General features: G+C 67.9%; 24 protein-coding genes. 12 read left to right on the top strand and 12 right to left on the bottom strand.

Features of this window, described 5'->3' with window-relative positions:
- Positions 1 to 149 precede the first annotated feature (149 nt).
- Entirely contained in the window at positions 150 to 359 is a 210-nt protein-coding gene (locus KBZ13_RS13200; protein WP_255009852.1) for a hypothetical protein, read from the top strand.
- Between the two features lie 6 nt (positions 360 to 365).
- Here the strand turns inward: KBZ13_RS13200 and KBZ13_RS13195 are convergent, their stop codons facing one another.
- Together KBZ13_RS13195 and KBZ13_RS13190 are read right to left on the bottom strand one after the other, a co-directional pair.
- The gene (locus tag KBZ13_RS13195; RefSeq protein ID WP_255009851.1) at positions 366 to 599 is read right to left on the bottom strand and encodes a hypothetical protein; all 234 of its coding nucleotides are present in this window, start codon (positions 597 to 599) and stop codon (positions 366 to 368) included.
- Positions 600 to 728: 129 nt separating this feature from the next.
- The gene (locus KBZ13_RS13190; protein WP_255009849.1) at positions 729 to 1,040 is read right to left on the bottom strand and encodes a hypothetical protein; all 312 of its coding nucleotides are present in this window, start codon (positions 1,038 to 1,040) and stop codon (positions 729 to 731) included.
- Between the two features lie 327 nt (positions 1,041 to 1,367).
- Between KBZ13_RS13190 and KBZ13_RS13185 the strand changes: the two genes are divergently transcribed.
- Positions 1,368 to 1,724 (top strand): ribbon-helix-helix domain-containing protein, encoded by a 357-nt coding sequence (locus tag KBZ13_RS13185; protein ID WP_255009842.1) that lies wholly within the window; start codon positions 1,368 to 1,370, stop codon positions 1,722 to 1,724.
- A gap of 6 nt (positions 1,725 to 1,730) precedes the next feature.
- Here KBZ13_RS13185 and KBZ13_RS13180 read toward each other — a convergent pair whose 3' ends face one another.
- The 7 genes from KBZ13_RS13180 to KBZ13_RS13150 all read right to left on the bottom strand — a co-directional run bounded on the left by KBZ13_RS13180 (position 1,731) and on the right by KBZ13_RS13150 (position 9,384).
- Positions 1,731 to 2,915: an anhydro-N-acetylmuramic acid kinase gene (locus KBZ13_RS13180; protein ID WP_255009840.1), complete on the bottom strand. Its 1,185-nt coding sequence runs from the start codon at positions 2,913 to 2,915 to the stop codon at positions 1,731 to 1,733.
- 4 nt (positions 2,916 to 2,919) lie between these two features.
- Positions 2,920 to 3,624: a potassium channel family protein gene (locus KBZ13_RS13175; protein ID WP_255009838.1), complete on the bottom strand. Its 705-nt coding sequence runs from the start codon at positions 3,622 to 3,624 to the stop codon at positions 2,920 to 2,922.
- Positions 3,625 to 3,653: 29 nt separating this feature from the next.
- The gene (locus KBZ13_RS13170) at positions 3,654 to 5,066 is read right to left on the bottom strand and encodes a TrkH family potassium uptake protein (protein ID WP_409995660.1); all 1,413 of its coding nucleotides are present in this window, start codon (positions 5,064 to 5,066) and stop codon (positions 3,654 to 3,656) included.
- A 74-nt stretch (positions 5,067 to 5,140) separates the two neighbouring features.
- Positions 5,141 to 5,776 carry a peroxiredoxin gene (locus KBZ13_RS13165; RefSeq protein ID WP_255009829.1) on the bottom strand — a complete coding sequence of 212 codons (636 nt, stop codon included), beginning with the start codon at positions 5,774 to 5,776 and terminating at the stop codon, positions 5,141 to 5,143.
- Positions 5,777 to 5,891: 115 nt separating this feature from the next.
- A complete protein-coding gene (gene hflX / locus KBZ13_RS13160) occupies positions 5,892 to 7,538 on the bottom strand; it encodes a GTPase HflX (RefSeq protein WP_255009827.1) in 1,647 nt (548 codons plus the stop codon).
- Entirely contained in the window at positions 7,535 to 8,200 is a 666-nt protein-coding gene (locus tag KBZ13_RS13155) for an HAD-IA family hydrolase (RefSeq protein ID WP_255009826.1), read from the bottom strand. The genes hflX and KBZ13_RS13155 overlap by 4 nt, the downstream gene beginning before the upstream one ends.
- A complete protein-coding gene (locus KBZ13_RS13150; RefSeq protein ID WP_255009824.1) occupies positions 8,200 to 9,384 on the bottom strand; it encodes an NAD(P)/FAD-dependent oxidoreductase in 1,185 nt (394 codons plus the stop codon). Before KBZ13_RS13150 ends, KBZ13_RS13155 begins: the two co-directional genes overlap by 1 nt.
- A 93-nt stretch (positions 9,385 to 9,477) precedes the next feature.
- Between KBZ13_RS13150 and KBZ13_RS13145 the strand changes: the two genes are divergently transcribed.
- The gene (locus KBZ13_RS13145; protein WP_255009823.1) at positions 9,478 to 10,245 is read left to right on the top strand and encodes a phosphoadenylyl-sulfate reductase; all 768 of its coding nucleotides are present in this window, start codon (positions 9,478 to 9,480) and stop codon (positions 10,243 to 10,245) included.
- A 1-nt stretch (position 10,246) separates the two neighbouring features.
- Positions 10,247 to 11,062 (top strand): type III pantothenate kinase, encoded by an 816-nt coding sequence (locus KBZ13_RS13140; protein WP_255009821.1) that lies wholly within the window; start codon positions 10,247 to 10,249, stop codon positions 11,060 to 11,062.
- Here the strand turns inward: KBZ13_RS13140 and bcp are convergent.
- The gene (gene bcp / locus KBZ13_RS13135; protein WP_255009884.1) at positions 11,010 to 11,477 is read right to left on the bottom strand and encodes a thioredoxin-dependent thiol peroxidase; all 468 of its coding nucleotides are present in this window, start codon (positions 11,475 to 11,477) and stop codon (positions 11,010 to 11,012) included. The genes KBZ13_RS13140 and bcp overlap by 53 nt on opposite strands.
- Before the next feature lie 40 nt (positions 11,478 to 11,517).
- On the opposite strand from bcp, the gene KBZ13_RS13130 reads away from it, so the two are divergent.
- The 3 genes from KBZ13_RS13130 (at position 11,518) to KBZ13_RS13120 (ending at position 13,532) form a co-directional block, all read left to right on the top strand.
- Positions 11,518 to 12,147 carry a 4'-phosphopantetheinyl transferase family protein gene (locus KBZ13_RS13130; protein ID WP_255009819.1) on the top strand — a complete coding sequence of 210 codons (630 nt, stop codon included), beginning with the start codon at positions 11,518 to 11,520 and terminating at the stop codon, positions 12,145 to 12,147.
- A gap of 25 nt (positions 12,148 to 12,172) precedes the next feature.
- A complete protein-coding gene (locus tag KBZ13_RS13125; protein WP_255009817.1) occupies positions 12,173 to 12,679 on the top strand; it encodes a hypothetical protein in 507 nt (168 codons plus the stop codon).
- Positions 12,680 to 12,860: 181 nt separating this feature from the next.
- Positions 12,861 to 13,532 carry an alpha/beta hydrolase gene (locus KBZ13_RS13120; RefSeq protein ID WP_255009815.1) on the top strand — a complete coding sequence of 224 codons (672 nt, stop codon included), beginning with the start codon at positions 12,861 to 12,863 and terminating at the stop codon, positions 13,530 to 13,532.
- A gap of 45 nt (positions 13,533 to 13,577) precedes the next feature.
- On the opposite strand, the gene KBZ13_RS13115 is transcribed toward KBZ13_RS13120, so the two are convergent.
- A complete protein-coding gene (locus KBZ13_RS13115) occupies positions 13,578 to 15,815 on the bottom strand; it encodes an AAA family ATPase (protein WP_255009813.1) in 2,238 nt (745 codons plus the stop codon).
- 109 nt (positions 15,816 to 15,924) lie between these two features.
- Between KBZ13_RS13115 and KBZ13_RS13110 the strand changes: the two genes are divergently transcribed.
- Genes KBZ13_RS13110 through KBZ13_RS13090 form a run of 5 tightly spaced genes read left to right on the top strand, consistent with a single transcriptional unit; the run spans position 15,925 to position 25,112 of the window.
- Entirely contained in the window at positions 15,925 to 17,016 is a 1,092-nt protein-coding gene (locus KBZ13_RS13110) for an efflux RND transporter periplasmic adaptor subunit (protein WP_255009812.1), read from the top strand.
- 14 nt (positions 17,017 to 17,030) lie between these two features.
- Positions 17,031 to 20,339 carry an efflux RND transporter permease subunit gene (locus tag KBZ13_RS13105; RefSeq protein ID WP_255009810.1) on the top strand — a complete coding sequence of 1,103 codons (3,309 nt, stop codon included), beginning with the start codon at positions 17,031 to 17,033 and terminating at the stop codon, positions 20,337 to 20,339.
- Entirely contained in the window at positions 20,339 to 20,656 is a 318-nt protein-coding gene (locus tag KBZ13_RS13100; protein WP_255009808.1) for a hypothetical protein, read from the top strand. The genes KBZ13_RS13105 and KBZ13_RS13100 overlap by 1 nt, the downstream gene beginning before the upstream one ends.
- A 28-nt stretch (positions 20,657 to 20,684) precedes the next feature.
- Complete coding sequence (locus tag KBZ13_RS13095) at positions 20,685 to 21,851, top strand: efflux RND transporter periplasmic adaptor subunit (RefSeq protein ID WP_255009806.1); 1,167 nt, start codon at positions 20,685 to 20,687, stop codon at positions 21,849 to 21,851.
- Between the two features lie 9 nt (positions 21,852 to 21,860).
- Positions 21,861 to 25,112, top strand: coding sequence for an efflux RND transporter permease subunit (locus tag KBZ13_RS13090; RefSeq protein WP_255009804.1), 3,252 nt, complete (start codon positions 21,861 to 21,863; stop codon positions 25,110 to 25,112).
- A 10-nt stretch (positions 25,113 to 25,122) separates the two neighbouring features.
- Here the strand turns inward: KBZ13_RS13090 and KBZ13_RS13085 are convergent, their stop codons facing one another.
- A complete protein-coding gene (locus KBZ13_RS13085) occupies positions 25,123 to 26,754 on the bottom strand; it encodes an alpha-D-glucose phosphate-specific phosphoglucomutase (RefSeq protein WP_255009802.1) in 1,632 nt (543 codons plus the stop codon).
- Positions 26,755 to 26,810 lie beyond the last annotated feature (56 nt).

The raw sequence follows: 26,810 nt of genomic DNA, 5'->3' as shown, positions 1-26,810 counted from the left end.
CATCACCGTTCGCCGGAGTGGGCGCTGCCGCTGGGGCGGCACGAACCTGTCGCCCCAACGTTGCATCACGGATGTGTTCAGTGCTCCTGGCGGTCAGGACGACGCGATTCGGCAAACTCGATTCACCAGCTCCCTGCAACCGCCCGCCCATGGTCAAGCGTCTGGAGCAGGTGGCGGCAGTGGTGATCGCGGCGGGCCTGGCGATCGTGAGCTACTGGCTCTTCTTCAGCTGGGCCAAGCGCGATGACAGCAAGCCCAGGGGGATGCCGGTGCCTGCACCATCGCTGAGTCAGCCAAGCCCCCAGCGGCCAGCGCTGCCGGAGTCCGCCCCAGCGCCAACTTCTGCTCCCCAGCCCTGAACGGCTTCAGAGTCCGCCGCGGGCCTTCACCAGCCACTGCTTGCTGGCGTCGTCGTCAAGGGAGGCGATGAACTGGCGGATGGTGTCGTCAGTGAGCTCGAGGCCCCGCTCCTGGCCCAGTTGGCGGATCCGTTTCACGGTGCCGCTGGGGTCCTGGAGGGCCTGACGGAAAAGGGAGCGGGTGAGTTCGCTGTCCTGGCGGATCAGGTCGTAGAGCTCGGCGGCGGCGGAATCGGCCATGGCAGCGGCTGGGACTGAAGCGACCCTATGCAGGCTTGGCCGTTCGTGCCCGCAGCCTTTGGACGATCGTGATCAGAGCCTGGCCCAGCGGGCGGATCTCCTTGCCTGCTCGGGTGCGTTCTCCTCGCCTCAGGCCGCCTCCAGATCCTCCTGCTCGTCCTCCCCAGTGGCGGAGGCATCCTCCATGGTGCGGGCATCGAGGCAGAGCACCTTGCGCAGCTGGGCGTAGTTGGCGGCCAGGGAGGAGCGACCCTCCTGCTGGGCGGCGAATTCTGAGCGCTGCAGCACGTGGTGGAGATGGGTGAGCAAGTAGGTGCTGATCACCGCGGAAACGAGCACGTCGCTGCGCTCGGCTTGCCGTTGCGGGGCGCTGTTCGGGCTGGCCTTGGCGGCGCGGGCGGATTTGGCTGGACGGGAGCTGGGAGCGGTACGGGTGGCCACGGCTGGTTCAGAGAAGGGGGCGGATGACGAGGGGGCTATGGGAGAAGGGACTGGCGGGCGTGTCTGGCCTGGGGCGGGTTGATCAGGGCTCCGGGGCAGGGCCCGTCGGCCCAGGGCCTTGCTGAGGGGTATCGGGTTGGCAGGCGGACGGGCCATGGAAGGCGGCAGTGAACCCCCGACCGGTGCCGGATCAGGGTTGCCGGATGGGGAGAGTCCGGTTCTTACAAGCATAATCACGGATAGTATCCTTGTGCATCTCTGTACACTTGTTGGTATCGAGCTGGATCCCTGGGGATCCGTTCAGGCCTGATCTGTTTCCCGCTCCCCGTGGCCACCCGTCAGACCTCCACCAGCGGCAAGCCCAAGTCACCGAGGATTCAGGTGGTCCTGCCGGAGGAGCTCTGCGCCCAACTCAGCGCCGTGGCCGAAGCGGAGTCGCGCACGGTCAGCAACATGGCCAAGGTGCTGATCCAGCAGGGTCTCGAGCGGATCCATCGGGAAACCCCTGGTCGCCAGAGCGCCCCTGAGCGCGGCAGGAGCACCATCCGCCAGGCCACCGACCGCCTGAACACCGACGCCTTCCGCGAAGCCCTGGAAGAACGCAGCCTGGAGCGCCCCAGCCGCCTGCGCGGGGTGCCCAGGCGGCTGCGGCTGCAGCGGCCGGGCCCCTCCCCGGAGCGCTGATCGGCCTTACCGGCCGGCCTTCCCCTGGGGATCGGCCCGCACCCCCAGCACCGCCGCCTGGGAGGCGCCGGTGACCGAGGGCAGCGACCCAGGACATCCCTTCTGGTGCCACCAGGCGAGCAGGGCGAAGCCCAGGGCCTCCCGCTGGCTGTCACCGATTCCCAGCTCCGCCAACGGCCGCACCTGGGTGCCCGGGCAACGCCGGCGCAACTCCCCCATCAGGGTGCGATTGCGGGCGCCGCCGCCGGCCACCAGCAGCTCCAGCGGGGTGACGCCCCGTTGCAGATCGGCGGCCACCACGGCGGCGGTGAAGGCGGTGAGGCTGGCGAGGGCATCGGCAGGATCGCAGGAGCCGGCAGGATTGCTGGAGTCAGCAGGGTCACGGCCGCCTGCGCTGGCCAGTTCGGCCAGGCGGCGCTCCAGGTCGGGGGCGCCGAACAGTTCCCGCCCCGTGGATTTCGGTGGGGCCTGGAGGAAATAGGGCTCCTTCAGCCAGCACGCGATCAGGTCCTCGTTCACCCGCCCGCGGGCGGCCCAGCGGCCGTCCTCGTCGTAGGGCAACGTGCCGCTGCTGAATCGCTCCACCGCCAGATCCAGCAGGGTGTTGGCTGGTCCGCAGTCCCAGCCCCGCACTTTCTGGTGGCGGTCTGGGCCCCTGGCCGGGGGCAGCAGGGTGAGGTTGGCGATGCCCCCCAGGTTGAGCACGGCCCGCCAGCCGCCGATCGCCGGCAACAGGGCCGCGTCGGCGGCCGGCACCAGCGGCGCCCCTTCACCGCCCAGGGCCAGATCCTGGGCGCGGAAGTCGAACACCACCGGCCGTCCCAGCAGCTCCGCCAGCAGGGGACCCTGGAGCAGTTGCCAGCTGGCACCCCGCCGCCCGCCAGCCGGTGGCCGGTGCCAGAGGGTCTGGCCGTGACAGCCCACCAGCTCCGCCCGACCCTCGGGATCGCAGGCCCGGGCGCAGGCGGCCTGGGCTTCGCTGACCGCTTCGGCCAGTTCCAGCACGTCCGCGGCTGAGAGGGGAACCCCCTGGCCGGCCGCCACCAGCGCCCGGCGCAGCGCGGCCGGATAGGGCTGGAAGCTGTGTTGGAGCAGGCGCCAGCGGGGCCGAGCCGGCGACCCCTCGAAGCGGGCCAGCACCGCGTCCACCCCGTCGGCGCTGGTGCCGCTCATCAGGCCAAGCACTCGCATCGGTTCAGCTCGAGGGCAAGGATTCGAGCGCCTCGGTGGGCCCCATCACCACCAGCAACTCGCCTTCATTGAGGGTCAAGGAGGCGGGGGGATTGACCAGCAGCCTCTCGGCGCGCCCCGCCGCCAGCACGCTGACCCCGTAGCTCTTGCGCAGGTTGATCTCCCGCAGGGAGCGCCCAATGAAGGCCTTGGGCACCCGGATCTCCTCGATGCTGTTGGTGTCGTCGAGGCGCAGGCGCTCCAGCAGGTTCGGGCGGATCAGCTCACGGCCCAGCCGAGCTCCCTGCATGCGCGAGGGGAAGACCACCTTGTCGGCGCCGACCCGCAGCAGCATCTTTTCGTGCAGATCGCTGCTGGCCCGCGCGATCACCTGGTTGACGCGGCTGTCGGCGCTGTCCTTGGCAATCAAGGTGGCCGTGATGCTGACCTCGATCGGTTCGCTGATCGCCACCACCACGGTGCTCAATTCGAACAGGCCGGCGGCCCGGAGGGCTTCCTCGTCGGTGCAATCCACCACCCGGGCTTCGATCGCCGGATCGAGCTGACGAAGCTCGTCGATGGCCCGCTGGTTCATGTCGATCGCCAGCACCGGGGCCCCGGCCGCCGCCAGTTCCTTGCAGACGGCGCTGCCAAAACGACCAACGCCGATCACCGCGAAGCTGTTTTCCAAGGGGGCATCGCTGCCAGCCCATTGCCACCAACCGCTCATGGCTCGTTCTGGTTCACGGTTGGCTGCTCTTAGACATACAGATCTTCGCGGGGATAGCCGACCCGATTCTGGGGGCCGCCCTTGAACAGGGCCGAAAGCACCAGCAGGATGCCCAGCCGACCCACATACATCCCCACGATCAGCACCAACTGGCCCCAGCGGTTGAGCTGGGCCGTCACCCCCAGGTCGAGTCCCACGGTGGCGAAGGCCGACACACAGGTGAACAGTTTCTCTAGAAAGGTGAACTGCAGGGTGGTGGAGTCTCCGCCGGCCGTTCGACCGAGACCGAGCAGCAGGGTCATGCCGATCACGAACAGCACCGAGGCCAGGGTCACCCCTACCGCCCGCAGCACCGTTTTGTCCGGGATTTGGCGGTCATGGATGACCACCGCGGTGTTCCCTTGCAGGGTGGAGCGGGTGGCGGCCAGCAGGGCGGCGAAGGTGGTGGTCTTGATGCCGCCGCCGGTGCCGCCGGGGCTGGCCCCGATGAACATCAGGCTGATCATCAGCAATAGGCCGGCGTCGGAGAGGGTGTTGATCGAGAGCGGGATGGTGTTGAAGCCGGCCGTGCGGGTGGTCACCGACTGGAACAGCACCACCTGAACTTTCTCCCACCAGCCCAGGGGCGCCACCACCCCGTCGGTGGCGAAGTGCTCGGTGGCCAGCAGGCCCACGGCCCCCAGCAGGATCAGGCCCACGGTGCACTGGATCACCAGGGTGGAGTGCAGGCTGAGCTGCCGCAGCCTGCGCAGACGCCGGCGCTTGCTCCACAGGTCTTGGGTGACCCGCCAGCCGATGCCCCCCATCACGATGAGCAGGGCGATCACCAGGTTCACCACCGGGTGGCTGCGGTAGCGCACCAGGCTGTCGCTCCAGAGCCCGAAGCCGGCGTTGTTGTAGGCGCTGATGGCGTGAAACAGGGCCGCCCAGAGCCGCTCTCCGCGGTTGGGGATGTCGCTGAAACCGAAGACATAGAGCACGGCGGTGCCCAGGCCCATCAAGGCGGTGGCGGTGATCAGGATTCGGTGGAAGGTGTCGCCGATGCCCCCGACTCCGAACTCATCGAGGGCCCGGCCCCGGTCAAGGCGCCGCTGCAGGTCGACCCGCCGCTGCAGCAGGCCCTGGAGGAACGAGGTGATCGCCATCAGGCCGAGGCCGCCGGTGAGGATCAGCGCAGCCAGCACCAGCTGGCCGGCAAAGGTGAGCTCGCTGCCCACATCAATGATCGAGAGGCCGGTCACGGTGACGGCCGAGGTGGCGGTGAACAGGGCTTCCCAGAGGCCGACGCTGTCGCTGGAGCACAGCGGTGTAGCCAGCAGCAGGCTGCCGCCACCGATCACCACCGCGCCCGTGACCGCCGTGAACTGGGGCACCGTGAGCTGCCGGCGCCAGCGCACCAGAGCGGCAAGCCATGGTTCAGGCGGATCGGGGCGGAGGGGCACCGGGAGCAGGCGGACAAAAAAACTCCCCGCTGGCCTGGGCTGCGGGGAGCTGGAAGTCTGACCGGTGAGGGGACTTATTTGTTGGGCTGGGGGGTGAAGCGCAGGTAGGGCTTGACCTCGGTGACGCCCTTGGTGAACTTGACCTTGGCGTCCTCGGTGGAGATCGAGGGCACCACCACACAGTCTTCGCCGTCCTTCCAGTTTACCGGGGTGGCCACGGAGTGGTGATCGGTGAGCTGCAGGGAATCGATCACCCGCAGGATCTCATCGAAGTTGCGGCCCGTGCTGGCGGGGTAGGTGATCTGCAGGCGCAGCTTCTTGTTGGGGTCGATGACGAACACCGAGCGCACCGTCAGGTTGTTGAGGGCGTTGGGGTGGATCAGGCCGTAGAGGTCGCTGACCTTCTTGTCGCCATCGGCCAGGATCGGGTAGTCGACCGTGGTGTGCTGGGTCTCATTGATGTCGGGGATCCAGCCCTTGTGGCTTTCCGCCGAGTCGACGCTCAGGGCCAGGGTCTTGACGTTGCGCTTCTCCCACTCGGGGCGCAGCTTGGCCACTTCACCGAGTTCGGTGGTGCAGACCGGGGTGTAGTCGGCGGGGTGGGAGAACAGCACCACCCAGCTGCCTTCAGCGAAGTCGTAAAGGTTGATCGGACCCAGTTGGGAATCCTGGGTGAAATCGGGAACGGTATCCCCGAGGAGCAGTGTCATGGAGGCGTTCGCGCTCAACCGGACGATGCTGACATAACAGATAGCGCCCATGGCCCACTGGGCTGCCCGCCGAGGTGCCCCTGGTTACAGAGCAGGCTCAGGATCGATCAACTGATCAGGATCGAACAGCCCCACCGGGATCGAACAGCCAATCCCGCAGCCTCTCCAGTCCCAGGCCGGCGGTGGCGGAGACGAACAGGGCCTGGGGATCGCGTAGGCGTGCCTGCTCCAGGGCCTCAGCCGGGCAGCGATCAATCTGGTTGCCCACCAGCCGCCGGGGGGCCGTGCTGCCGAGGCCATCGAGAATCGCTTCCACTGTGATCAACTGATTCACCCAGGCCGGATCGGAGAGATCCACCACGATCAGCAGCTGGTCGGCCTCCAGGGTTTCCTCGAGGGTGGAGCGAAAGGCCTCCACCAGCGGCGGCGGCAGGTCGCGGATGAAGCCCACCGTGTCGGTGAGCAACACGCTGCTGGGGGGACCTCCGGCTGGATTGGGCTGGTCCAGCCGGCGGGTGGTGGGATCGAGGGTGGCAAACAGCTTGTTTTCCGCCAGGGCCTCCTGCCCCGCCACCGGCTTGGTGAGGGCATTGAGCAGCGAGGATTTGCCGGCATTGGTGTAGCCCACCAGCGCAAGGCGCCGCTGGCCGCGGCGGCCCTGACGCAGCCGTGAGCGGTGCTCCCCCAGTTGTTTCACCTCCTTCTGCAGTCGGTCGACGCGGCTGGCGATGGTGCGGCGATCTTTTTCCAGCTGGGTTTCGCCCGGGCCCCGGGTGCCGATGCCCCCCCCCTGGCGCGAGAGGCTCAGGCCCCGCCCGCTCAGCCGCGGCAGGCGGTAGCGCAGCTGGGCCAGTTCCACCTGCAGGCGTCCGGCGCTGCTGGAGGCGCGCTGGGCAAAAATATCGAGGATCAGCTCGCTGCGGTCGCTCACCGGCAGATCCAGCAACCGCTCCAGGTTGCGGGCCTGCCCGGGGCTCAGTTCACGGTCAGTGACCACCAGGGTGGCCCCCACCCGGCGGGCCTCCAGGGCCGCCTCCTGCACCTTGCCCTCCCCCCACACCGTCTGGGGGGAAACCTGTTGGCGGCGTTGCTGCACGAGCCCCACGGGTTCCCCGCCGGCGCTGCGCACCAGCCCCTCCAGTTCGGCCACGTCCCGCTGGGCCTGCAGCGGATCACCGGGGGTCAGGGCCAGCAGCAACACCCGCTCCGGTCCCTCGATGCGCCGGCTTGGTTCGGGGGCCTCCGGCTCCTTGGCCCCCAGGGCCCCGGGCTCGCAGAGCTCGGCCAGCTCGCCACTGGCCAGGGGCTGCCAGGGCTGGCCGGCGCTGCCACCGGGGGCGAAGTCCGCCGCCGGCCAGCGGCCCCCCGCTTCGGCGTGGTCGGAGAAGCGCAGCCAGAACAGTGGATGGAGGTCGAGCCCCACGGTCGCTTCGCTCGCCTGGGGCTCCAGCTGACGGCTGCGGCCCACGCAGGTGAACAGGCGCAGGTCCGTGCCCTGGCGCCGTTGGGAGCCGGGCAGCCGCTCCAGCAGGCGCCCCGACTGCTCCAGGGGCCCCACCCAGAGCAGGCGGCCCAGGCCGCGGCCGTCCACCACCAGGCTCAGGGGCAGTTCCAGCTCCCGGCTTTCCGCCGCCAGCCGCTGGAGGGTGAGCAGGTCGGCGCCGCCGCCTTCGGGGTGGCGGCGCTGGGAGAGCCGCTCCAGGCGCCGCTGCACGGAGGGGCGTAATCCCGCCGTGCGCCCCAGCAGAACGGCCTGCTTCATGGGTGGCGAATCAAGAGGCAGCGCAGGCCTGCGGCGCGGGCGCCTGCTTCATCTTCGGGGCTGTCGCCGATGTGCCAGACCTGCTGCGGTTCGAGCTCCAGGGCCTCAAGGGCGCGCTGGAAGGGAAGCGGATCGGGTTTGGCGGCCCCGGCGGCGCTGGACACCACCACCGCCGTGAACCAGGGCGCCAGAGCCAGACCCTCCAGCAGAGCGATCAGGCGCGAATCGAAATTGCTGACCACCGCCAGGGCCAGGCCTTGCTCTCTCCAGCGCTGGAGGTGCTCGGCCACTCCGGGGTAGACCCGCCACAGGGAAGGGTCGGCATAGCGCTCGAACAACTCGTGGCGCAGGGCCTCCGGGGCAGGGCTGCCACCCGCCGCCTGCACCGTTTCATCGATGCGCTCCCCCCACCAGCGCCGCTCCGCCGCCAGCAGCTCAGGGCCCTCCAGGCCCGAAAAAGCCAGCGGAGGAGCCTGGCGCAGCACGGCGCCGAAGACCTGGTCGATGGCGGCGGCCTCCAGCTCCAGCCCATGGCCTGCGGCCGCGGCGGCGTAGGTGGTGCCCACGGAGGCCCGCAGGCCGATCAGGGTGCCCATGGCATCGAACAGCAAGCCCCTGACGGGCCCCATCGGGGCCGATTCGATCGCGGCCGACGGGGCCATCAGCGGCTCAGATCCGAGAGCCAGCCCGCCGCCACCTTCAGCTGGTGGGGCAGGCCCGGCAGGCGCGCCAGATAGGCGATCTGGCGCAGGCGGAAGGCGGTCGGGCCCGCCAGGGTGAACCCCAGGCCCGTGAGGCTGGCGTTGCCCACACCGAGGCTGACCATTTCCCCCAGATCGTTCCAGTGGAAGGGCTCCAGGGGCTCACCTGCGAACGAGTGGAGCAGGTTGCGGGCCAGCAGCTCCGCCTGTTGGAAGGCCACCTGGGCGGTGGCCGGCAGGGGCCGTTCGTCGTCGTCGTGCACCAGGGCCCCGTCCCCGAGGGCGAAGACGTCCGTCAGCCCGACCACGCTCAGGTCAGTGCCGCAGGTCAGGCGGCCGCCGAGGCCCAGGGGCGGAATGGGTTGCAGCTCGGGCAGGGAGGCTGAGCTGCCGGCGGCCCAGATCACCCCATCGACCCGCAGGGTCTCCAGAACGGCCCCCTCATGGTCGCCGGCCTGGTGGCTGAGCTGCACGGCGCCCGTTTCAATCGCCAGCACCCGCGTGCGGGTGCGCAGGCGCACGTCTTTGCGCTGGAGGGCGGCCAGGGCCTGCTCGCGGTTGAAGGAGCGGCCGGAGGCCAGCAACTCGCCTCCCTGCTCGATCAGTTCGATCACGGCCGCATCGCCGAGCAGATCGGCCAGCTTGCAGGCCAGCTCCACGCCTGTGGGGCCGCCACCGATCACCGCCAGCCGCTGCAGGGGCCGCCGCTCGAGGCGCAGCCGCTCCACCAGGGCCTGGAGCCGCTCCACATCCGCCAGGCTGCGGAAGCCCAGGGCATGCTCGCTGACGCCGGGCACTCCGAAGCTCTCCGGGCGAGCGCCGGTGGCCAGCACCAGCCGGCCATAGGCCAGCTCGCGCCCCTGGGCCGTTTGCAGGCAGTGGCGTTCGGCATCGACACGCACCACGCGGTCACGGAGCCAGGCCACCCCGCGGCCCGCCAGCAGGGAGTCGTAGCGGGGGGCGATCTCCCAGCTGCGCAGTTCGCCGCTCAGCAGCTCGTAGAGCAGGGGCAGGAAGAGGAACCGCTCATTGGGCTCGATCAGCAGGATCGGCGGGTGCGGCCTGCGATCGGCCAGGGCCAGGGAGGTGTAAAGCCCCCCGAAGCCGCCACCGGCGATCACCACCAGGGCATCGTTGGCCGCCACCGGATCTCCCCATCAGACTCGAACCCTAACCAGCACGATCCGCCCTGGGCGGGCGACGGCCGCCTGGGCCTCTTCAAGGGAGACAATGGTGCGATGACCACGCTCGCAGGGCCCAAGCTGCCAACTGATCTTCGCGGTCAGCCAATTGATCTGATCCGCGCCCGCGCGACGTTGGAGGCGGCTGACCCTCCGGCCCGGTTGCGCTGGGGCTACGAGACCTTTGGTGACGGCTTCGCCCTCACCACCAGCTTCGGTATCCAGTCGGCGGTGCTGCTGCACATGCTGAGCCGCCTGAGCGAGAGCATCCCGGTGCTCTGGGTCGACACCGGCTACCTGCCGGAAGCCACCTACCGCTACGCCGACACCCTCTGCCGCCTGCTTCCCTTGAACCTTCAGGTGCTGCAGTCACCCCTGAGCCCGGCTCGCATGGAAGCCCTGCACGGCCGCCTATGGGAGAACGGCAGCGTCGACGACCTCACCCTCTACCACCAGATCCGCAAGGTGGAACCGCTGGATCGGGCCCTGCGGGAGCTGCGCCTGCGCTGCTGGGCCAGTGGCGTGCGTGGCGGCCAGACCGACCACCGCATGGCCATGGCGCACCTCGATCCCGTGCGCGAGCGCTGGTCGCTGAGGCCCCTGTTGGAGTGGACCAACCGCGATGTCTTCTATTACATGCAGGAGCACGACCTGCCCCAGCACCCTTTGTTCGAGGCCGGCTACAGCACCGTGGGGGACTGGCACTCCAGCGCCCCTGACGACGGCAGCGGCGACGGCAGTGGAGAAGGGCGTGCCACCCGTTTCGGTGGCCTCAAGCAGGAGTGCGGCATCCACCTGCCTGGGGTGATGGGCGACGGCATCTGAGGTGGCGATCGAGCGCCGCCGCTGGTTGCTGATCGGCAACAGCCGCTGGCACTGGGCTGAGTCTCTTGAGGGTGAGGCCAGTGGGACGTCGCCATCGGTGGGTTTGGTGCTGCGTCACTGGCACCAGCCCTCCCCTGGCGTTGGCGATCACGGCCCCCTGACCAGCGGCCCCCTCACCACCGATCTGGTGGCCTGGGTCGCCGTGGGCGCCGTGGATCCGGCCTGGAACCTGCCTGAACCACTTCGGTTCGGCTTGGAGCAGATTCCCCTGGCTGGAATCCCCCCCTGGCTGGGGATCGACCGGGCCCTGGCGGGCTGGGGGGCCTGGCGACGGGAGCAGGCGCTCGATCCGGGCGCTTCAGTGCTGGTGGCCGATGCGGGCACCGCCCTCAGCCTCACCCGCGTGGATGGAGGCGGTCAGTTCAGGGGTGGACGGCTGATGGCCGGTTTCGGCCTGCAGCTTCGGGCCCTGGCCGCGGGCACGGCTGCCCTGCCGGCTGTTGCGATCGAAGCCCTGGCGCCGGAACCCTCGGAGTTGGGTGCTGAGCCCTGGCCTGTCGCCACCGCCGCCGCCATGGTCAGCGGCGTGGGCCGCGGGTTGGCGGCGGCGCTCCTGGCGGCCTGCCAGGAGCTCTCCGCCGCCGGGGAGCCCACCGCCCTCTGGCTCACCGGCGGCGATGGCCCCACTTTGCTGCCGTGGCTGGCTTCGTCATCCCTGCCCGTGCGCCACGATCCCGATTTGGTCCTGGAAGCCCTGGTGGCGCTCAGCTCAGGGCCAGGTCCGCGAGGATCTCATCGGCCTGGGTTTCCGCCTTGACCTTGCGGTAGATCTTTTCGAGGCTGCCATCGGGGGCGACCACGAAGGTGTGGCGAAACACCCCCAAAAATTCCTTGCCCATGAATTTCTTCAGCCCGTAGCTTTCGTAGGCGGTCGCCACCGGGAAGGGCTCCGACTCACTGAGCAGGGTGAAGGGGAGCTCGTATTTGGCGATGAACTTGGTATGGCTGGCGGCGGAGTCCTTGCTGATGCCCAGCACGGCGATGCCGTGCTTTTTGAGAACTGACCACTGGTCGCGGAAGTTGCAGGCCTCCTTGGTGCAGCCCGGGGTGTCGTCCTTGGGATAGAAGTAGATCACCACCCGCTGGCCCTTGAATGACGCGAGGCTCACCGGCTGGCCGTTCTGGTCGGGCAGGGTGAAGTCGGGGGCGGGATCGCCGATCTGGAGGACCATCGCAGGCGCGCGCAACATCCTGGGGAGCCTAGGGGGGGCCTTGAATCTGCGACCGAGACTCTGGCTGCGGAGCTTCCGCGGCGGTCCAGATCCCAGCGCTCAGCTCTCCCTCCAGGAACGGGACTGGTGCGCGCGGCTGCCCGCCGGCGTGGGCGGGCGCTACGGCGCCAGCCGTGCCCTGCTGCGCCAGCAGCTCTCGCAGCACCTGGGTTGCGAGCCACTGGCGGTCCCACTCCACAGCCCGCCGGGGGCGGCCACCCTCCTGGCGCCGGGCTGGGGCTCGATCAGCCTGGCCCACAGCGGTGATCGGCTGTTGATCGGCTGGTCCCCCCGGCCCATCGGAGTGGATCTGGAAGACGGGCAGCGCCGCTTGCAGGCCGCTGCCCTGGCCGCGCGGTTCTTCCCGCTCCAGGAGCGGCGCCAGCTCGAAGCGCTCGAGCCGGCGCAGCTGCGCCGCGCTGTGCTGGAGAGCTGGGTGCACAAGGAGGCGGCGATCAAATGGAGCGGCGGCAGCCTGGCGGCCGACCTGCGTCACTGGTGCTGGGACCACCGCCTCCGAACGCTGCTGGACCTGCGCGGATCGGCCGCCCCCCCCTGCCGCTGCGAGCAGCGTCAGGGCTGGTTGTGCGCCGCCGTGGGGGAGGGGCTGGAGTCGGCCGACTGGGGTTAGGGTCCGCCCAGCCACCCGGCCCGCGATGGCGATCGCCTTTCGTCTCTCTGTGATCGCCGCTCTGGGGCTGCTGGGGCTGGCCGGTTTGCTGGGGCTCTCGCTGCAACCGCCGCTCACCAGCCGCACCGGCATCGGCACCGCCCGGATGCTGGCCGAACTGGAGAACCAGGAGGCTCTCCAGGACTCGCGTGAGCGCGCCGCCGCCAGCCTCGCTCAGTTCGTGGGCGGCGAGATCACCCGATTCGTGTGGGGCGGCTTTTCCCCCGATCTCGACGTGATCGCTCTGGAGCCCCCCGATGACATGGTGGCCCGGGTGATCGCCGGGCCCGAGCGCATCGAGCTGTGGCTCACCGCCGATGGGGGAAGTGAGCGCTACGTCGGCCGTGTGGAGGCCGTGGACAACGTGCCCAAATCCGTGAGTTGTCGCGGCCAGGGGACACCAGGAGCCTTCCCCCTGCGCGAGGGACGGCTGAAGTGTCCGGAAGGCTGGATCGAATTGCCGGCGCCGGCACGGCAGAAGCGGCCAGGCTGAACGCGTCGCGGCCCGCTGGGATCGATGCGACGCAGTTTTTTGCAACAACCTGTCAACCCACAGGGGCTGTTGGTCAATGGTTCGAATGGTTGTTATGAAGTCAGCAAAAGGGCTTGCGAAGTTGTTGGCAAGTGTTACTCCAACCTCTAGGGTGAATTCGGATGTATTCGCTGCAACCTCCGTGCTCAAGCGCCTTGCCACCGGTCTGATGATCGGAGCCACCTTCACCGCCCTGGCCCTGCCCGCCTCCGCGGCCGTCGACAATGATCTCCCCGTGCGCTGGAACTCCGGTGGTGCGGTGTGGTCCACCAACTTCGAGGCCTTCAAGACCTTCATCAGCACCGGTGACGTCACCGACCGCGGTCTCGCCTCGGGCATCTCCCGCTCCGGCTGGAGTGCCAGTGAACTGCGCACCGGTCTGGCCAAGCCCTACAGCGTTGATCTGGTCGGTGTCTCCGACTTTCTCTACTCACCCGCCGGCGTGAAGTTCCTCAAGAACGCTTCCCGCAGCTATTTCCCCTACTGGTCCCAGTCCACCTACGCGGTGGAATCCCTGCGCAGCGCGATCATCGCCGACGCCGTGGATGGTTCGATCTCCTCGGCTGGCATCATGGCCGCCCTGCCAGTCGACTACCGCCTGGCTGACACCTGCAACACCTACGACGGCAAGCAGAACGTCTGCGCCGAAGGCAAGTGCGTGGGTGAGGCCCAGTGCACCTCGCTGCTCAGCTGGTACGTCTTCCTGCCGGCTTGCATCCAGGCCAACCAGGTGGTTGCGGCCGTCGTCACCCGCCCCGAGCCCATGATGGCTGCTCCCGCTCCGGCTCCCGAGGCCATCCGCGGTCTCTGGTGAGCCCTGGACCTTTGGCTCCCTGCCCCGGCTTGGCCGGGGCTTTTTTCATGGCTGCTTTGGTCTGCGGGCGATCAGCAGCTGGTGTTCGAGTCGCTGGGGCAGCGCCCGGCCCCGCTGGTTGAGGAAGGCCTGGTGCTGGTTTTCACAAGCGGCGGCGCCGAGCGCCTGCTCGAGCCGTTGGCGGTAGGGGGCCTGGGGAGCGAACCAGCGCTCGATCATCCCGTCGTTGAGCTCCAGGCTCAGCGGCTCATTCCAGATCCGCGGCTCCAGGGACCAACCCCGCCGCACCAGCTCGGCCCCCAGGGCCTCTGGATCGGGACTGGCCTGCAACCAGGAACCTTCAAGCGCCACCACCTGCTCCAGCACGTTCTGCAGGGGGGTGTGGTTCCCTGAGCCCGGCAGCTCCAGCAAGGCGCCGGCGGGCCCCAGGCGCGGCTGAGAAAACAGCAGCCGCAGCTCCGCCCCGGGGCTGGCAAGGCGCTCCAGCGCCCCCAACCAGGCGTCGATCAGTTCGGGGCTGGCGCCCCGCCAGGGGTGGCGGGCGGCGATCGTTTCGAAGCGCAGCCCAGGTTCAAGCTGCCGCTCCAACGCCTCCGGTTCACCAAAGGGGGCCAGCAGCAGTTGGGGCCGACGCAGGCTGTCGAGCATCTCCAGCTGGGCCCCCAGGCGCTCCAGGTCGCCGGCCTCGCTCACCTGCAGCACCACCCCCCCCTCCGGCGTGGCCTCCAGGGGGTCGAGGGCCCAGAGCAGCGAGTGGGCCTCCAGGATCAGGGTGCGGCCGTGGCGTTTCCAGCGGGCGTCCTGCCAGAGCCGCTGCCGGAGCTGATCGAGCCGTTCACCTTCTGCCCCCAGCTGCCGCCTGAGCCAACGCTCGAGGGCAGGGTCCTCGGGCCCGCTGCTGAGGGGGGCGCAGGCGTCCCCTTCCGCTGCCGTCTCGGCTGCCGCCGCCAGCTGGGCCGCGCGCCGTTGCTGCAACCTCTGGCGCTGTTCGCCTTCCCAGCCCGTCCGCCCCGGCTGCCAGAACACCTCCCCCTGCAGGGCACCGGGCAGGTATTGCTGGGCCACCCAGTGCTCGGCGTAGGCGTGGGGGTAGCGGTAGCCCACCCCGTCACCGAAGGCCTGGCCGTCACGGCTGGCATCACGCAGGTGGGAGGGCACCTCCTGGCGGTTGGCGGCGCGCACGCTCTTGAGGGCATCAAAGAAGCCCAGCAGGCTGTTGCTCTTCTCGGTGCCGGCCAGATACAGAGCCGCCTGGGCCAGGGGGTACAGCCCCTCCGGCAGGCCCACGCGCTCGAAGGCGGCGGCACAGGCCTCCACCACCACCACCGCCTGGGGATCGGCCAGGCCGATGTCTTCTCCGGCAGAGATCAGCATGCGCCGGAAGATGAAGCGCGGGTTCTCACCCGCCTCCACCATCCGCGCCAGCCAGAACAGGGCGGCGTCGGGATCGGAGCCCCGCAACGACTTGATGAAGGCGCTGATCGTGTCGAAGTGGGCGTCCCCTTGCTTGTCGTAGAGCACCGCCCGCTGCTGGATCGACTGCTCGGTGATCGCCAGGTCGATGCGAATCACGCCATCGGCCGCGGGCTCGGTGGTCTCCACCGCCAGCTCCAGGGCATTGAGCAGGCTGCGGGCATCTCCGCCGGCCACATCCAACAGGTGATCGGCCGCCTCGGGGCTCAGTTCCACCCGCCGATCGCCATAGCCGCGCTCGCGGTCGGTCAGGGCGCGCTCCAGCAGCTGGCGAAGGTGGCGGGTTTCCAGCGGCTGCAGCCGGAACAGGCGCGATCGGCTCACCAGCGCCTTGTTCACCTCGAAGAAGGGGTTTTCGGTGGTGGCACCAATCAGGGTCACCGTGCCGTTCTCCACCCAGGGCAGCAGGGCGTCCTGCTGGGCGCTGTTGAAGCGGTGCACCTCATCGATGAACAGCAGGGTGCGCAGGCCGTGCTTCCCCAGCCGGTCGCGGGCGGCCTCCACCTCGGCGCGCAGATCCTTGACCCCCGCCAGCACGGCGTTGAGGCTGCTGAAGTGGGCCCGGGTGCTGCCGGCGATGATCCGGGCGAGGGTGGTTTTGCCGACCCCGGGGGGGCCGTGAAGGATGAGGTTGCCCACCCGATCGGCGGTGATCGCCCGGCGCAGGAGGCGTCCGGGCCCAAGGATCTCCTCCTGGCCGGCGAAATCCTCGAGCGTGCGTGGGCGCAGGCGGTCGGCCAGGGGCGCCACCTTGGCCCGGTTGTGGGCCTCCTGGTGGGCAAACAGGTCATGGTCGGCCGTGCCGCTCAAACCGAATCCCCCATCGCGATCACTCCAGGGAACTCCACGTCAGGGGAGGGTGCGGCCCGTTGCAAAGGGTAGGCAGAGCGGCAGACTCTGACGAGGTTTGAGGCTGGTCGTGTCGCGCCGTTTCGTGCTTGGTCTGGGCGCCGCAAGCCTGTTGATCACTCTGGTGGGCTGCCAGGAACCGGAAGCGGCCAAGCCGAGAATTCTGCCGGTGGCCACCGCCGTAGCCGCCTCCGCACGCTTCAGTGAGGGCGTCGACACGATCAGCACGCTCGAATCCGACAAGCTCGTGCAGCTCGCCGCCCAGGCCGGTGGCCGCATCCTGCGCCTGAATGTGAGCCAGGGCGACCGCGTCAAGGCAGGCCAGCAATTGCTGGTGCTGGACCAGGTGCAGGTGGAGGCCTCGGTGGCCAGCCTGCGGGCCCAGCTGGAAAAAGACAAGCTCAACTACCAGCGCTTCGAGTTCCTCGCCCGCCAGGGGGCCGCCAGCGTCCTGCAGCGCGATGAACTGCGCGCCGCCTACCTCTCCTCGCGCCAGGCGGTGATTTCCCGGGAGGCCGACCTGGCCTTCCGCGATCTGCGCGCTCCGATCGCCGGTGTGATCAGTGACCTCAAGGTGAAGGCCGGCGATGTGATCGCCACCGGTCAGGAGCTCACCAAGGTGGTGAGCAACGCCGAGTTGATGGCGCGGGTCGACGTGCCGGCAGCGCTCTCGAGCCGGGTGCGGCCGGGCCAGCTGGTGGTGCTCAAGGACCCGCTCACGGGCCGCACCTTGGCCAATGGCCGCGTCGATTCGATCGATCCGACCGTGAATGCGGGCAGCCAGTCGCTGCTGGTGAAAGCGGCCTTCGCCAACCCCACTGGGGCCCTGCGCAACGGGCTGCGGGTGCGCACCCGGCTGGTGCTCGATGAGCAAGATCAACTCTCGGTGCCGTTTGAGGCTGTGATCCAGACCTCCGGCCAGAGCTTCGTGTTCAGCCCCGGCAGCCTCGCCGAGCTGGAGGCCACCAAGCCGCCGGCGCCGGTGCTGGAGGCCGCCCGCCGCCTGCCGCCGGGCACCACGTTTGCCCTGCAGGTCCCGGTGAGCCTCGGGGTGGTGCAGAACAACCGCTTCCCCGTGCAACGCGGCCTCACGGCCGGCCAGCGGGTGATCACCTCCAACCTGCTCAACCTGCGCCACGGGGTGCCGGTGGCAGCGAATTGAGCGGCCTGTAAACGATGTCTCCCTCCAACAACTTCATCGTCCGGCCGGTGCTCACCGTGGTGTGCAGCCTGCTGATCGTGTTCGCCGGTTTGATCGCGATTCCGCTGCTGCCGATCGAGAACCTGCCCGACATCGCGCCGCCCACCATCAAGGTGACCGCCTTCTACAACGGCGCTGATGCCCTCAGTGTCGAGGAGGGCGTCACCACCGTGCTGGAGCAGCAGATCAACGGGGTGGAGGACATGGAGTTCATCACCTCCAGCAGTGCCGCCGATGGCACCAGTGCGATCGCGATCTCCTTCGCCAGCGGCACCGACGGCGCCATCAACCAGGTGAACGTGCAGAACCGGGTGGCCCTGGCCCAGCCCCAGCTGCCCACGGAGGTGCGCCAGTCGGGGGTGGTGGTGAACCAGGCCTCCACCTCGATCCTGCTCGTCTACAACGTCGTCAGCGAAGATCCCGCCAACCCCTACAGCACCGAGACGATCAGCGGCCTGCTGGATCAGAACCTCACCGATGCGATCCGGCGGGTGAAGGGGGTGGGCAGCCTGGCTTACTTCGGCAACCGCAAGCTTTCGATCCGGCTCTGGCTGGATCCAGGCAAACTGGCGGCCAACCAGCTCACCTCCAGCGATGTGGTGGCGGCCCTCAACAGTCAGAACCGGTTGGTGCCCGCAGGCCGCGTCGGCGGCGCCCCTTCGCCCCAGGGCCAGGTGTTCACCTTCTCGGTGCAGCTCCAGGGCCGCCTGGTGAAGCTCGACGAATTTGAAGCCATGATCCTGCGCACCGCCCCCGACGGTGGTCTGATCCGCCTGCGGGACGTGGGCCGAGTGGAGCTGGGCGGTGAGAGCTATGACGTCTCCGCCACCGACCTGCGCGGCGTGCCTTCGGTGGGCCTGGCGATCTATCAGCTCAGTGGCAGCAATGCCCTGGAGGTATCCGATGGCGTGGAAGGCGTGCTGGCCGACTTCAAGGCCACGATGCCGCCCGGGCTTCGTCTGGAGAAGATTTACGACTCCACTGACTTCATCAACGCCTCGATCGAGGGTGTGACGGGTTCCCTGCGCGATGCGGTGCTGCTGGTGGTGCTGATTCTGTTTCTGTTTCTGCAGGACTGGAAGGCCACCCTGGTGCCGGGCATCGCCATCCCCGTGGCCCTGGTGGGCACCTTCGCCTTCGCCAAGGCCTTCGGCTTTTCGCTCAACCAGCTCACGCTGTTCGGGTTGGTGCTGGCCACGGGCCTGGTGGTGGATGACGCCATCACCGTGATTGAGGACACCTCCACGAAGAAATCCCAGGGCCTCAGTGCCGTGGCGGCCGCCAAGGCAACCATGGATGACCTGTTCGGGGCGGTGATCGCCACTTCCCTGGTGCTGTTCGCGGTGTTTCTGCCGGTGCTGTTCTTTCCCGGCGCCACCGGCACGATCTACAAGCAGTTCGCCGCCACGATCATCTTCTCGGTGGCGATCTCCACCTTCAACGCGCTCACCTTCTCGCCGATGCTCTCGGCTCTGCTCCTGGCTCGGGAGAGTCCACCCCCCAGTCGCCGCACCTACGCCATCGCCGGTGCGGTGATCGGCGTGATCTACGGCCTGCTTTCGGCTGGCCTCACCGCCCCATTGGTGGTGCTTCTGTTCGCTGGCATCGGCGCCGCCCTGGGCTGGTTCACCCCGCAGATCTTCGATCGCTTCAACCACCTCTATGGCGGCTTTGAGCGCCGCTATGAAGGTGCCCTGGGCTGGGTGCTGGGGCGCCGCAAGCTGGTGATGGCCCTGCTGGTGGGCGGCGTGGTGCTCACGGCGGTGGCCTTCAACGCCATCCCCTCAGGATTTGTGCCGGTGGAGGATCAGGGCTATGCGATCGGCTTCGTGCAGGCCCCCGATGGCAGCTCTGAAGAGACCACCCGGCGCATCAACCGCCAGGTGGCCGAAATTCTGCGCGGCGAGAAGGACATCAGTTCGGCGGCGATCTTCAGTGGCGCCAGCCTCGATGGCAACGCCCCCAACCGCGGCCTGTTTTTCTTCGGCACCAAGAACTGGGACGACCGTCCGGGCGATGAGCAGTCCGTTCCGGCGATCGTGGGACGGCTGGGCCCGAAGCTGGCCCAGATCCAGGGGGCGCGAGTGTTCGTGGTCGAACCGCCGGCGATCCCCGGCTACGGCGCCTCGGGCGGCTTTGAGTTCCAGTTGCTTGATCGCAGTGGTGGCGCCCTCAACCTGCCCGCGTTCTTTGGCGCCGCCAACAACCTGATCAACACCGCCCGCCAGAATCTGGTGGGAGGGTCGCCGCTGTTCGATCGGGTGTTCACCCAGTTCAGCCCCGAATCGCCCCAACTGGCGATCAAGGTGGATCGCGACCGCATGGCCGCGGCGGGTGTGGACTACGGCCAGGCGATGCAGGCGTTCAGTTTCAACTTCGGTGGCGCCTACATCAACGACACCTTCCAGGAAGGCAAGGTGCGTCGGGTGTATGTGCAGGCGAATGAAAGCTTCCGCTCCACCCCTGAGCGGCTCAGTGCGGTGTTCGTGCGCAACAGCTCAGGCGCCACCATCCCCCTGGCTGAGTTCTTCACGATCGAGCCGATCACCGGCCCGGCGGTGATCCCGCACTTCAACCTCTACCGCTCGATCAAGGTGGAGGGTTCGGCGGCGCCAGGCAGAAGCTCGGGCCAGGCGATCATCGGCATGCAAGACACCTTCAAGAAGCTGGGTGTCAACGGCATCGGCTTCGACTGGACCGGCATCTCCCGCGAGGAGGTGAAGGCCGGTGCCCTCGCGGTGGTGATCTTCGCCCTGGGGATCCTGGTGGTGTACCTGGTGCTGGCCGCCCAGTACGAGAGCTACAGCGATCCACTGATCATTCTGATGACGGTGCCCACCGCGATGCTCGGCGCCTTGGTGTTCCTTGGGTTGCGCGGCTACGACCTCAACATCTACGCCCAGGTGGGTCTGGTGATGTTGATCGGTCTGGCGGCCAAGAACGGCATCCTGATCGTCGATCTCGCCAACCAGAGAATGCTGGCCGGGGCCACGGCCCTGGAGGCGGCCCGGGAGGCGGCGCTGTCCCGCGTGCGGCCGATCCTGATGACGGCGATCTCTTCGCTGTTCGGCTTTTTGCCCCTGGTTCTGGCGAGCGGCGCGGGGGCGCGGAGTCAGTCGGCCCTGGGCACGGTGGTGTTCGGCGGGTTGCTGGTGGCCACCGTGCTTTCGCTGCTGGTGGTGCCGGTGTTCTACGTGGTGATGAAGCAATGGGTGCGCCCGGAGATCCCCCCTGCCGATGACGACCTTGCGGTGATCGTTGACGCGGGCGGCGAGGCCTTCTGATGGCGTCCCCGGCCCCCCTGCGCGGGCGCCAGGTACTGCTGGCCGCTTTGATCGGCGGCGCCCTGGGGGCCGCCGTGGCCCTGATGTTGAAGACCGTGGTGTCCAACACCCCGGCCCAGGTGAGTCCGCGCACCTATGTGATCTTTTTCGTGATCTTCTGCGCCTTCGGCGGCCTCGCTGGCCTCACGCTCGAAGCGGTGCGCCAGCTGCAGGAGCGCAACCCCGATCCTGCGTACCACCGCAAGCCGCGCACGGCGGCCCGGCGCCAGAGCCCCCAGCGACCCAGGCCCCGGGGGGAGGAGCCCAAGGGTGATTAGGCTCGCCAGCGCCGGCTTGGACTGTTCCGTGGGCAAATCTGCGGCCTGGCTCCTCCCCCTTGTGTTGCTGGCGGGATGCGGCGCTGGCAAGCCCACCGCCCAGCCCCTGCTGATCGTTCAGACCCAGGCGATCGATCCCCAGACGTTCACCCCGGGGATCGATGTGGTCAGCAAGCTGGAGTCGGTCACCGACGTGCTGCTCAAACCGGAAACCGATGGCCGCGTGGTGAAGATCCTGGCCAGCCAGGGGGAACGCGTGCGCCAGGGCCAGCACATCTTTGTGCTCGACAACGTGCAGCCCAGCGCCCAGCTCAACGCCAGCACGGCCGAGGCGCGCAAAGACCGCATCAACGCCGAGCGCTACATCTTCCTGAACAACCAGGGGGCTGTCTCCAACAAGGACCGCGACGCCTATATCACCCAGGCGATTCAATCGCGCGACCAGGTCAAGGCCAATGCCGCCACCCTGGGTTACTCCTTCGTGAAGGCGCCGATCGACGGCATCCTCGGTGATCTGAGCAGCGTCAAGCTCGGCGATTTCGTGCAGAAGGGTCAGTCGATCACGGGTGTGGTCGACAACAGCAGCCTCTGGACCCGCATGGATGTGCCCTCCACCCAACTTGGCCGGGTGGCGGTGGGCCAGCGTGTGCTGCTGACCTCCCAGGGCACACCGACGGTGAGCGCCGAAGGCCGGGTGGTGTTCATCTCCCCTTACTTCACCCCGGCCACCGCCACCAATCCCTCACCGCCCAATTCGTTGTTGGTGAAGGCGGAGTTCCCCAACCTCACCGGCAAGCTCAAAACCGGCCTGGTGGTCACCAACCGGATCATCACCGAGCAGAAAGTCTCCCTGGCGGTGCCCGTGCAGGCGGTGACGATGCAGGCTTCCCAGCCCTTCGTGTTCAAGCTGGTGCCGATCCAGGCGATCCTGCCGCGGCTGAAAGCCTCCACCCAGGTGCCCGAGGTGCAGAAGCAGAAGCTGGAGAAGCTGGCCGCCAAGAATCCCCAGCAGCCTGTGGTGGTGCAGGTGGCGGTGAAGCTCGGCACCCTGCAGAACAATCACTTCCCCTTGATCAGTGGCCTGGCGGCCGGCGATCGGGTGGTGGTGAGCAACACCGCCCTGCTGCGCAGCGGTATGCCGGTGAACGAAGCCGCCCCTGGCACCCGGCTGGCGGGCAGCACTCCAGAGGGCTGAGGCCAAGCCATGTCGCTGTCCGACAATTTCATCAAGCGGCCCGTGCTCACCACGGTCTGCAGCATCCTGATCGTGCTGGTGGGGCTGATCGCGATCCCCACCCTCTCGATCGAAAACCTGCCCAACATCGCTCCGCCCCTGGTGCAGGTGAGCGCCACCTATGGCGGCGCCAATTCGATCGTCACCGAGCAGTCGGTCACCAATCCGATCGAGCAGCAGATCAACGGAGTGCCCAACGCCTCCTACATCGCCTCCACCAGCACGATGCAGGGGGCGAGCACGATCAGCGTCTACTTCAACGAAGGAACCGATATCAACATCAACCAGGTGAACGTGCAGAACCGCGTCTCCCTGGCGATGCCGCAGCTGCCCCAGCAGGTGCAGGCCACCGGGGTGTCGGTGGAGCAATCCACCCCCTCGATTCTGCTGGCCTACCAGGTGGGCTCAAGCGACGGACAGTTCGATGCCGCTTACCTCAACGGGCTGATCTACGAAAGCCTCTACTACCAGCTGGGCCGGGTTCCCGGTGTGGCCAGCGTCAACCTGCTGGGGGGCTCCAACCCCGCCTTCTGGCTGTTCATCGATGCCAAGAAGGTGACCGCCAACGGCCTTACCGCCAACGACGTGGTCAATGCGGTCAAGAACCAGAACACCGTGGCCATCGGTGGCCTGGTGGGCGGCCCGCCCGCGGGGGGCAACCAGGCCTACGCCTACCCGTTGCTGATCAAGAACAACGGCAACCTGGTGTCGGTCGAAGATCTCAACGACCTGATTGTGGGACGCACCTCGGCCGGCAACCTGCTGCGTCTCAAGGACGTCGGCAGCGCCACCTACGGCTTCAACACCTTCGGCCAGGTGGCGGTGGATAAAAAAGGGTTTCCCTCGATCACCGTGGCCGTCTTCCAGACCCCGGAAAGCAATGCCCTCGATGTGTCCGAGGGGGTGGTGGAGGTGATGAATCAGTTCGCCGCCGGTGTGCCGTCGGGCGTCGTCGTGCAGCAGATCTACAACATCGGTCAGTTCATTGAATCGGCCGTCGAAGGGGTGGTGGACGCCCTCGGCCTGGCGATCATCCTGGTGCTGCTGATCCTGTTCCTGTTCCTTCAGGACTGGCGCGCCACGGTGGTGCCCAGCCTGGCGATCCCGATCTCCCTGGTGGGTACCTTCGCCTTCGTGAAGGTGTTTGGTTTTTCGATCAACCAGCTCACCCTGCTGGGGTTGGTGCTGGCCACGGGCCTGGTGGTGGATGACGCGATCGTGGTCATCGAGGCGGTGTCCAAGAACATCGAGCGTGGCATGAAGGCCCGCGAGGCGGCGATCGAATGCATGGGTGAGCTGATCGGAGCCCTGGTCGCCACAGCCCTGGTGCTGATGGCGGTGTTCGTGCCGGTCGCCTTCTACCCCGGCGGCATCGGCATCATCTACAAGCAATTTGCGCTCACGATCGCCTTCTCGATTGCGATCTCGGCCTTCAATGCGCTCACCTTTTCGCCGATGCTCTCGGGGCTGATCCTCGGGGGCAAACCCCAGCCTCCCAAGGGTCCGATCTGGATCGTGCTGGGCGTGGTGGTGGGTCTGGCCTTCGGCCGTTTCAACGGCGTCGGTGGCTGGACCTACATCCTCGGCGTGGTGCTGGGCGTGCTGGGTGGGGCCAACCTGCCCTGGATCTTCGAGCGCTTCAACGTCTTCTTCGCCAAGGTCGAGAGTGGCTACAGCTCCTTGGTGGCCGCCTTGATTCGGCGCCGTCGCTTGATCCTGGTGGGCCTGGGGGCCGGCATCGTGCTCACGGTGTTCGCCTTCACCAGCCTGCCCTCGGCCTTCATCCCCGATGAGGACCAGGGCTACGGGGTGGGCTTCTTCCAGCTCCAGAACGGCGCCTCCCTCAGCCAGACCCAGGCCACAGCCCAGGAAGTGGCCCGCGTGCTGGGCAAGGAGGAGGAGATCGTGGCCGGCACGGTGGTGAGCGGCTATGGCTTCAACGGCGCCAGCCCCGATCAGGGGGTGTTCTTCTTTGGCCTCAAGCCCCTGGAGGAGCGCTCCGCCGCCTCGGCCTCGGCCGCAGCGGTGGTGAAGCGGCTCAACGACAGCCTGCAGACGATCAGCAGCGGCTTCGTGCGCGCCGGCCTGCCGCCGGCGATCCCGGGCTTCTCCTCCCAGGGGGGCTTCTACTTCCAGTTCAACGACCTCAGCAACGGCGGTTACAGCTTCACCGAGCTCGCCCAGCAGGCCACCAAGCTGACCTCAACCGCCCAGGCCACAGGTTTTTTCAGCTCGGTCTACACCCAGTTCATCCCCAGTGCGCCGGCTTTTGAGCTGAGCATTGATCGCGACATCCTCGGGGCGTTGAACATCGATTTCACCCAGGCGATGAGCACGATCGGCATCCTCGCTGGCGGCAACTTCGCCAACCTCACCTACGAGAACGGCCAGGTGCGCAACATCTATGTGCAATCCCAGGCGGCCAACCGCAGCACGATTCAGGATGTGGAGGGCTACTACGTGCGCTCCAACGACAACAAGCTCGTGCCGGTGTCGGAGTTCGCCAAGGTGACCCTCACCAGCGCCCCACCGGTGATCAGCCACTACAACCTTTACCGCACGATTCTGGTGCAGGGGGCCGAGGCCGCGAGCAAAAGCTCCGGCCAGGCGCTGGCCAAGATCCAGGAGGTGTTTGGCAGCCTCGATTTCAACAACATCGGCTATGCCTTCACCGGCCTGGCGGCCCTGCAACTCTCGGCCGGTAGCGCCAGCGTGCTGGTGTTCGGGCTCGGGATCCTGGTGGTGTATCTGGTGCTCTCGGCCCAGTACGAGAGCTACGTCACCCCGGTGATCATCCTGATGACCGTGCCCCTGGCGATGCTCGGGGCGCTGGCGTTTCTGGCGATCCGCTCGATCGACCTCAACATCTACGCCCAGGTGGGGTTGGTGACCCTGATCGGCCTGGCCGCCAAGAACGGCATCTTGATCGTCGAGGTGGCCGAGCAGCACATGAAGGCCGGGATGAGCGCCGTGGAGGCCGCGATCGCCTCAGCCGAATCACGGTTGCGCCCGATCCTGATGACGGCGATCGCCGCCCTGGCGGGCTTCATGCCCCTGGTGGTGGCCCATTCCGCCGGCGCCCAGAGCCAGCAATCCCTGGGCACGGTGATCTTCGGCGGCCTCCTGGTGGCCACGGTGCTCTCGCTGGGGGTGGTGCCGCCCTTCTACGTGGTGATCAAGGGACTGGAGGCCCGCTGGTTTGCGGAGGGTCAGCAGGCCTGAGGCATGGCGATCAGGTGATCACCGTGGGTCGCTCCATGCCCGTGCGCCCTTTGATTTCCGCCAGCTGATCGATCGCCGTGATCAGGTCGGCTAAGGCCACTTGGGGATCCTGATCCAGGTCGCCATCGGCGGGTTCGTAGCGCTCCAGGTACACCCGCAGCGTGGCCCCTGAGGTGCCCGTGCCCGAGAGCCGCAGCACCACCCGGCTGCCGTCATCGAGCAGTAGGCGCAGGCCCTGGCCGCTGGTGATCGAGCCGTCCACCGGATCGGTGTAGCTGAAGTCGTCGGCGGTGGCGATGAATCGGCCGGCAAAGGACTGGCCCACCAGGGTGGGCAGCAGCCCCTTGATCCGGTCGTAGAGCCCGTGGGCGCGCTCGCTTTCGATCGCTTCGTAGTCGTGGCGCGAGTAGTAATGGCGCCCGAAACGGCTCCAATGTTCCGCCATCAGCTCCGCCACCGAGCAGCGGCGCACCGCCAGGATCTGCAGCCAGAACAGCACCGCCCAGAGGCCGTCTTTTTCGCGGATGTGGTCGCTGCCAGTGCCGAAGCTCTCCTCGCCGCAGAGGGTGATCCGGCCGGCATCGAGCAGGTTGCCGAAGAACTTCCAGCCCGTGGGCGTTTCGAAGCAGGGCAGGCCCAGCTCCTTGGCCACCACATCCACCGCGGCGCTGGTGGGCATCGAGCGCGCCACCCCGGCGAGCCCGCCCACGTAGCCAGGAGCCAGGCCTGCGTTGGCGGTGAGCACCGCCAGGCTGTCGCTGGGGTTCACGAAGCAGCGCTGGCCCACGATCATGTTGCGATCGCCATCGCCGTCGCAGGCGGCCCCGAAGCGGTAGTCGTCGCCATCGAGCAGCAGCTCCGCCAACTCGTGGGCATAGGTGAGGTTGGGGTCGGGATGACCGCCGCCGAAATCCTCCAGGGGTGTGCCGTTGAGCACCGTGCCGGCTGGGGCCCCCAGTAATCCCTCCAGGAGCCGATGGGCGTAGGGCCCGGTGACCGCATGCATGGCATCGAAGGCGATCGGGTAGTCGTGGCGCAGCAGATCGCCGATCTGCTCGAAGTTGAACAGGCGCTGCATCAGCGCCACGTAGTCATCGACCCCATCGATCACCTCCACCTGCAGGCCCTCGATCTGGGCGTGGCCCGGTGTGTCGAGATCGAGGGGCGGGGCATCACAGATGCGGTAGCTCTCCAGAGCGGTGGTGACCGCGTAGATCGCGTCGGTGATTGATTCGGGGGTGGGCCCACCGTTGGCGCCGTTCACCTTGACGCCGAAATCGCCTTCGGGGCCGCCGGGGTTGTGGCTGGCCGAGAGGATGATGCCGCCGATCGCCCCGTGGCGGCGGATCAGGTGGGAGGCGGCGGGGGTGGAGAGGATGCCGCCGGTGGTCGTGATCAAGCGAGCGACGCCGTGGGCGGCGGCCATGCGGGCGATCACGTCGATGGCGGCCCGGTTGCCGTAGCGGCCATCGCCCCCCAGCACCAGGGTGCCTCCCTGCACCCCTGGCAACACCTGCAGGCTCGCTTCAATGAAGCTCTCCAGGTAGTGGGGCTGCTGGAAGTGGCGACTGCTCTTGCGCAACCCGGAGGTGCCCGGTTTCTGGTCGCTGAAGGGTTGGGCCAGGCTGACGCTGTGCGCCATCGGGAGGGTTTCCGGGGGCACCAAATTAGACCGCTCGCCCGCTTGGCCCTGGCTAA

It is taken from the genome of Cyanobium sp. ATX 6F1 (assembly GCF_024346315.1).
In the GTDB taxonomy this organism is placed as follows: Bacteria; Cyanobacteriota; Cyanobacteriia; order PCC-6307; family Cyanobiaceae; genus ATX-6F1.
Note: the sequence above shows the minus strand (reverse complement) of the source record. Positions and strands in the feature narration are given on the sequence as shown.

What these genes read in the sequence shown, in the direction of transcription:
- KBZ13_RS13125 (WP_255009817.1), top strand. Translation starts at nt 12,173, where the DNA reads ATGGCGATCGCCTTTCGTCTCTCTGTGATCGCCGCTCTGGGGCTGCTG.
- KBZ13_RS13175 (WP_255009838.1), bottom strand. Translation starts at nt 3,624, where the DNA reads ATGAGCGGTTGGTGGCAATGGGCTGGCAGCGATGCCCCCTTGGAAAAC.
- hflX (WP_255009827.1), bottom strand. Translation starts at nt 7,538, where the DNA reads ATGAAGCAGGCCGTTCTGCTGGGGCGCACGGCGGGATTACGCCCCTCC.
- KBZ13_RS13155 (WP_255009826.1), bottom strand. Translation starts at nt 8,200, where the DNA reads ATGGCCCCGTCGGCCGCGATCGAATCGGCCCCGATGGGGCCCGTCAGG.
- KBZ13_RS13145 (WP_255009823.1), top strand. Translation starts at nt 9,478, where the DNA reads ATGACCACGCTCGCAGGGCCCAAGCTGCCAACTGATCTTCGCGGTCAG.
- KBZ13_RS13195 (WP_255009851.1), bottom strand. Translation starts at nt 599, where the DNA reads ATGGCCGATTCCGCCGCCGCCGAGCTCTACGACCTGATCCGCCAGGAC.
- KBZ13_RS13165 (WP_255009829.1), bottom strand. Translation starts at nt 5,776, where the DNA reads ATGACACTGCTCCTCGGGGATACCGTTCCCGATTTCACCCAGGATTCC.
- bcp (WP_255009884.1), bottom strand. Translation starts at nt 11,477, where the DNA reads ATGGTCCTCCAGATCGGCGATCCCGCCCCCGACTTCACCCTGCCCGAC.
- KBZ13_RS13090 (WP_255009804.1), top strand. Translation starts at nt 21,861, where the DNA reads ATGTCGCTGTCCGACAATTTCATCAAGCGGCCCGTGCTCACCACGGTC.
- KBZ13_RS13085 (WP_255009802.1), bottom strand. Translation starts at nt 26,754, where the DNA reads ATGGCGCACAGCGTCAGCCTGGCCCAACCCTTCAGCGACCAGAAACCG.
- KBZ13_RS13180 (WP_255009840.1), bottom strand. Translation starts at nt 2,915, where the DNA reads ATGCGAGTGCTTGGCCTGATGAGCGGCACCAGCGCCGACGGGGTGGAC.
- KBZ13_RS13200 (WP_255009852.1), top strand. Translation starts at nt 150, where the DNA reads ATGGTCAAGCGTCTGGAGCAGGTGGCGGCAGTGGTGATCGCGGCGGGC.
- KBZ13_RS13105 (WP_255009810.1), top strand. Translation starts at nt 17,031, where the DNA reads ATGTCTCCCTCCAACAACTTCATCGTCCGGCCGGTGCTCACCGTGGTG.
- KBZ13_RS13100 (WP_255009808.1), top strand. Translation starts at nt 20,339, where the DNA reads ATGGCGTCCCCGGCCCCCCTGCGCGGGCGCCAGGTACTGCTGGCCGCT.